Origin of the sequence: Nitratidesulfovibrio oxamicus (assembly GCF_015731765.1) — a bacterium.
Lineage (GTDB): Bacteria > Desulfobacterota > Desulfovibrionia > Desulfovibrionales > Desulfovibrionaceae > Cupidesulfovibrio > Cupidesulfovibrio oxamicus.
In genome coordinates, this window is sequence record NZ_VRYY01000190.1 from 1 (window position 1) to 4,730 (window position 4,730).

General features: G+C 68.4%; 4 protein-coding genes. 3 read left to right on the forward strand and 1 reads right to left on the reverse strand.

Annotation, left to right across the window (positions count from 1 at the left end):
• Together FVW20_RS07830 and FVW20_RS07835 are read left to right on the forward strand one after the other, a co-directional pair.
• Positions 1-1,035: two-component system sensor histidine kinase NtrB (locus tag FVW20_RS07830; RefSeq protein WP_231038960.1), on the forward strand; the 1,035-nt coding region annotated here is incomplete at its 5' end.
• Complete coding sequence (locus FVW20_RS07835; protein ID WP_196608977.1) at positions 1,035-2,597, forward strand: sigma-54-dependent transcriptional regulator; 1,563 nt, start codon at positions 1,035-1,037, stop codon at positions 2,595-2,597. The genes FVW20_RS07830 and FVW20_RS07835, both read left to right, overlap by 1 nt.
• A 308-nt stretch (positions 2,598-2,905) precedes the next feature.
• On the opposite strand, the gene FVW20_RS07840 is transcribed toward FVW20_RS07835, so the two are convergent.
• Complete coding sequence (locus FVW20_RS07840; protein WP_196608978.1) at positions 2,906-3,814, reverse strand: DMT family transporter; 909 nt, start codon at positions 3,812-3,814, stop codon at positions 2,906-2,908.
• A 437-nt stretch (positions 3,815-4,251) separates the two neighbouring features.
• Between FVW20_RS07840 and FVW20_RS07845 the strand changes: the two genes are divergently transcribed.
• A partial coding sequence (locus tag FVW20_RS07845) for a MoeA family protein (RefSeq protein WP_504739150.1) occupies positions 4,252-4,730 on the forward strand: 479 nt, incomplete at its 3' end.

Here is a 4,730-nt window from a genome sequence, read left to right on the forward strand (position 1 = left end):
GCAGGCACGGGGCGCGCGGGCGTGAGCATCCCCGCCCCGGCGCAGGGGGCGGAATCGCGCGAGGTGGTGCTGCCCGGCGGGCGATCGTTCATGGTCAACCTGTACCCGCTGGCGCGCGCGGCCGACGAACCGGGCCGTGCGGCGGTCTACGTGCGCGAGACCACGCTGGAAAAGCGCATGTTCGCGCAGGTGAGCCAGAGCGAAAAGATGGTCACGGTGGGCAAGCTGGCCGCCGGTCTCGCCCACGAGATCAACAACCCGCTCGGGGTCATCCTGTGCTATGCCGAACTGCTGCGCCGCAATACCGGCGATGCCCAGCAGCAGGCCGACCTTGACGTGATCCTGCGGCACACCCGCCAGGCCCAGCGCGTGTTGCGCGACCTGTTGAACTTCGCCCGGCCCAAGGCCGCCGGGGTCGCGCCCTCTGACATTGCCCGAGTGGCGCGGTCGGTGGCAGAGGTCTTTGCGGTGCAGGCGGCAAAGAAGTTCGCCTCGGTCATGGCGGAGACAGAGCCGGATCTGCCCCCGGTGACGGCGGGCGAGCAGGCCCTGGAACAGATTTTCAGCAACCTCGTGCTCAATGCGCTGGACGCGCTGCCCGCCTCGGGCGAGGGCAGGGTGCGCATCCGGGTGCGGCGGGGCGAAAATCCCGGCGAGGTGGTGGCCACAGTGGCCGATTCCGGCCCCGGCGTGCCCGGACATCTGCGCAAGGACGTGTTCGATCCGTTTTTCACCACCAAGGAAATGGGCACGGGCCTCGGCCTTGCCGTGGTCTACGGTCTGGTGGTGGACGCGGGCGGCAGCGTGACGGCGGGCGACAGCGCCGAACTTGGCGGTGCGGAATTCACGGTGCGCCTGCCTGTGGTGGGCGCCGTATGCCCCACGCCGCCTGCCGCCCCCGTACCGCCTGCCGCTTCCGTGTCGCGGTCTTTGCCCGTGCCGGGTGCGGCATCGCCCAATCCCCCGCCCAGCCCTGTCCCTGGCCCGGCTGCCGGTGAACCGGCGCACAGTGACGCCCCAATCCGGGAGGAATGATGCCCCAGCGACCACACGTGCTCATCGTGGACGACGAACCGGACTTTGCCCGGGGCCTTTCGCGGCTGGCCGCGGAACTGTTCCCCGAGGTTGTGGTGGCGCAGGCATTCTCCGGCGCGGAGGCGCTGGACTGTCTGCGGGCGCAGCGCGTGGACGTGCTGCTCACCGACCTGCGCATGCCCGGCATGACCGGGCTGCAACTGGTGCCCATGGCGCTGGAGCAGGACCCGGACCTGAGCGTGGTGGTGCTGACCGCGCACGGCTCCATTGAAACGGCGGTAGAGGCGTTGCGCGCCGGGGCCTACGATTTCGTGGCCAAGCCCGTGGAGCCGGACCAGTTGGCCCGCGTGCTGGGCAAGGGGCTGGAGCGCAGCCGCCTGCTGGCGGAAAACCGCCGCCTGCGCGACGTGGTTTCGCTGGGTACCGGACGGGACGATCTGGTGGGACAGGGGCAGGCCATGCAGGCCCTGCGCCGGACCATCGCCACCGTGGCCCAGTCGGACTACACGGTGCTGGTGCGGGGTGAATCTGGCACCGGCAAGGAAATGGTGGCCCGCACCATCCACCGGCAAAGCCAGCGCGCCTCCATGCCCTTTCTGGCCGTGAACTGCCCGGCCATTCCGGAACACCTGCTGGAGAGCGAACTGTTCGGCCATGTGCGCGGGGCCTTCACCGGGGCGGAACGCGACCGCAAGGGGCTGTTCGCCATGGCGGACGGCGGCACCGTGCATCTGGACGAAATAGGCGACATCTCGCAGGCCATCCAGACAAAGTTGTTGCGCTTTCTGCAAGAAGGCGAAATCCGCCCCGTTGGTTCCGGGCGCACGGAAAACGTGGACGTGCGGGTGGTGGCCTCCACCAACCAGGATCTGGAAGCCCGCATGGCCTCGCGGGAATTCCGCGAGGACCTGTTCTACCGGCTCAACGTGGTCACCATCCGGGTGCCCCCCCTGCGCGAACGGGTGGAGGACATCCCCCTGCTGGTGGCCACCTTCCTGCGCAATGCCTGCGACGAACTGGGCCTGCCGCAGAAGACCGTGGCCCCCGACGTGCTCGACCACCTGGCCGGGCGCGACTGGCCGGGCAACGTGCGCGAACTGCAAAACGTGGTGCGCAGGCTGACCCTGTTCAGCGGCGGCGATGTGCTGGGCATGGATACGGTGCGTCATGTGGCGGCAGGCGGACATGGCCGTACGGGCGACTGGCTGCGGACCCGGCAGCCCGGGGTGGCCGACTCTGCCAGTTCCGGTGGTCCTGCCAGTTCCGGCACGGCGGGTTTTACGGCCACGCCGGGCGATGGTCAGGCTGCGGGGCAGGGCGGTCCGGTGGCATCCGGTGGAACCGCGCCGGGTGCCACAGGTCCGGCGCGGGGCGGCGTGGTGCCCTACAAGGAGGCCAAGGCCCGCGTTACCGACCGGTTCACCCATGGCTACCTGCGCGACCTGCTGGCCCAGACCGGGGGCAACGTGTCCGAGGCGGCGCGGCTGTCCGGCCTGTCGCGGGTGGCCATCCAGAAGATGGTGGCGCGGCTGGGGATGGATGTGGGCGAGTTCCGGGGCTAGGGCTGTATCTGAATTGTCTTTTCGCCCGTTGGCTGACCGACCCGAAGGGCGCGGAGCGTGCCCGTCAGGCGAGCTTGCGAGCCTTGCCCCAGCCGTAGGCGAGTCTGCGAGCCGTACGGACGGGGACAGCAGCGATACGGGCATCGTGCGCAACGCGGTCAAACTTCGCCTGCCATAGCGTTGCTGTCCTTATCCGTAATGCTCGAAGACTCGCATAACGGCTGAGGCATTCCCTCATGGCAGGCTCGTTTTCCTTGCCAACGAACGAAAATCCTCATTCAGAAACAGCCCTTGGCGGGGCGTGAACCTCATTCCCGCGTGGCCACAAGAATGCCGCCCAGGATCAGCGCACCGCTCACGAAGTGGGCGGTCGTTACCGGTTCGCCCAGCAGCAGCAGCGCCTCCAGCCCGCTGAACGCAGGCAGGGAATAGTAGATCAGCGCCGCGCGGCTGGGGCCTATGGCCGCAATGGCCAGGTTCCAGCAGCGGTAGGCGATGAGCGACGCCCCCAGCCCGATGTACAGCACCCCGATCACGGCCTGCGGCGTGAACACGGGCATGGGGCCGGTGGAAAGCTCCCACGCCAGCATGGGCAGGACGCCCAGCAGGCCGGGAATGAAGGTGGCCATGAGGAACGTGGTTTGCCCCACGCCTGCCGGGCGCTTGCGCACCAGCACCGAATACCCCGCGAACAGCATGGAGGCGGCCACCATCCACAGGTCGCCGCTGGTGAAGGTGAGCGTGGAAAGGCGCGCAAGGTCGCCCCGCGTCACCAGCACCACGATGCCGGTCACCGCCGTGGCCAGGCCCGCCAGGCGGCGAACGGTCACCGCCTCGCCCAGGAACATCCGCGAAAACAGGATGATGAAAATTGGCGATGACGTGGCGATGAGCGCCATGTTCAGCGCGGCGGTGGTGCGTCCGGCCACGTAGATGAAGGTGTTGAACACCGAAACGCCCACGAAGCCGGTCACGCAGAAATAGACCAGGTGGGCGCGCACCACCGGCCATTCGCGGCGCAACGGGCCAAGGCCGAAAGGCAGCAGGACGCAGGTGGCCACCAGCCACCGCGCGAACGAGACGGATACCGGCGGCATGCTGTCGGCCAGCGCGCGCGCCACGATGAAATTGCCGGACCAGATGACGGTGGCCGCCAACGCCAGCAGGACACCGCGCGTGCCGCCGCCAAGGCCCTCATTGCGGGGGGATGCGTGCATGGATGTACTCCGAGAATGGGAGCATCCTGCCTACGCCGGGGGCATGGAGGTGTCAAGTTGAGCTGGCCGAACCATGCCGGGCAGAACCAAATCGGACTGGCAACAGGGACGCGGGCGCCGTCACGCAGCGCGCCCCCGTCGGCGGGAACGACGGGGGCGCAGGCGGGAGGGATGCGTAGCTCTCTTTCCGAAGCACACCGGGATGGTGTTACGATTTTATAAATCGTATGCGTATTGAATAGTCTTTCACTGGAAACGTGTCAACTGTCGGGGCCACATTCTTGTGCGGGCCGGCTCCCTTGCCCATGGCGTCCGCGCGGGGTAGGAGAGGTGTTCGCGTCCAACCCGTGTCCGTAGGCGCGCTGTGCCCTCGTGTGGCCAGTCCGTGGGCGGTGGTGCCGCCTGCGCCCGAGAAGGAAAAGGAACAGACCGTGACCATGACCGGATTTTTCAACGTCCTTTCGGTAGAGGCGTTCACCGAACTCTTGCGCGCCTTTCCGCCGCTGGCGGCGGAAGCGGTGGACCTGCACCATGCCGATGGCCGCGTGCTGGCGGCGGACGTCATCGCCCCCGAAGACCTGCCCCTTACCGACCGCGCGGGCATGGACGGCTACGCCGTGCGCGCCGCCGATCTGTTCGGCGCCACGGAAACGAACCCCGCCTACCTTGAATGCGACGGCAGGGTGGACATAGAGCATCCCGCTGCCTTTGCCGTTGCGCCGGGCCGCTGCGCCGCCATCGTCACCGGCGGGGTGATGCCCGAAGGCACCGACGCGGTGGTCATGGTGGAGCACACCCACGAACTGGGCGCGGGCACCATCGAGATGCGCCGCGCCGTGGCCCCCGGCGAAAACGTGATGCTGCGCGGCGAGGACGCCATGGCGGGCACGCCCGCGCTGACGGCGGGCACCCGGCT

Bases quoted from the DNA above. Each gene is read 5' to 3' on its own strand.
- FVW20_RS07840 (WP_196608978.1), bottom strand. From the start codon at position 3,814: ATGCACGCATCCCCCCGCAATGAGGGCCTTGGCGGCGGCACGCGCGGT.
- FVW20_RS07835 (WP_196608977.1), top strand. From the start codon at position 1,035: ATGCCCCAGCGACCACACGTGCTCATCGTGGACGACGAACCGGACTTT.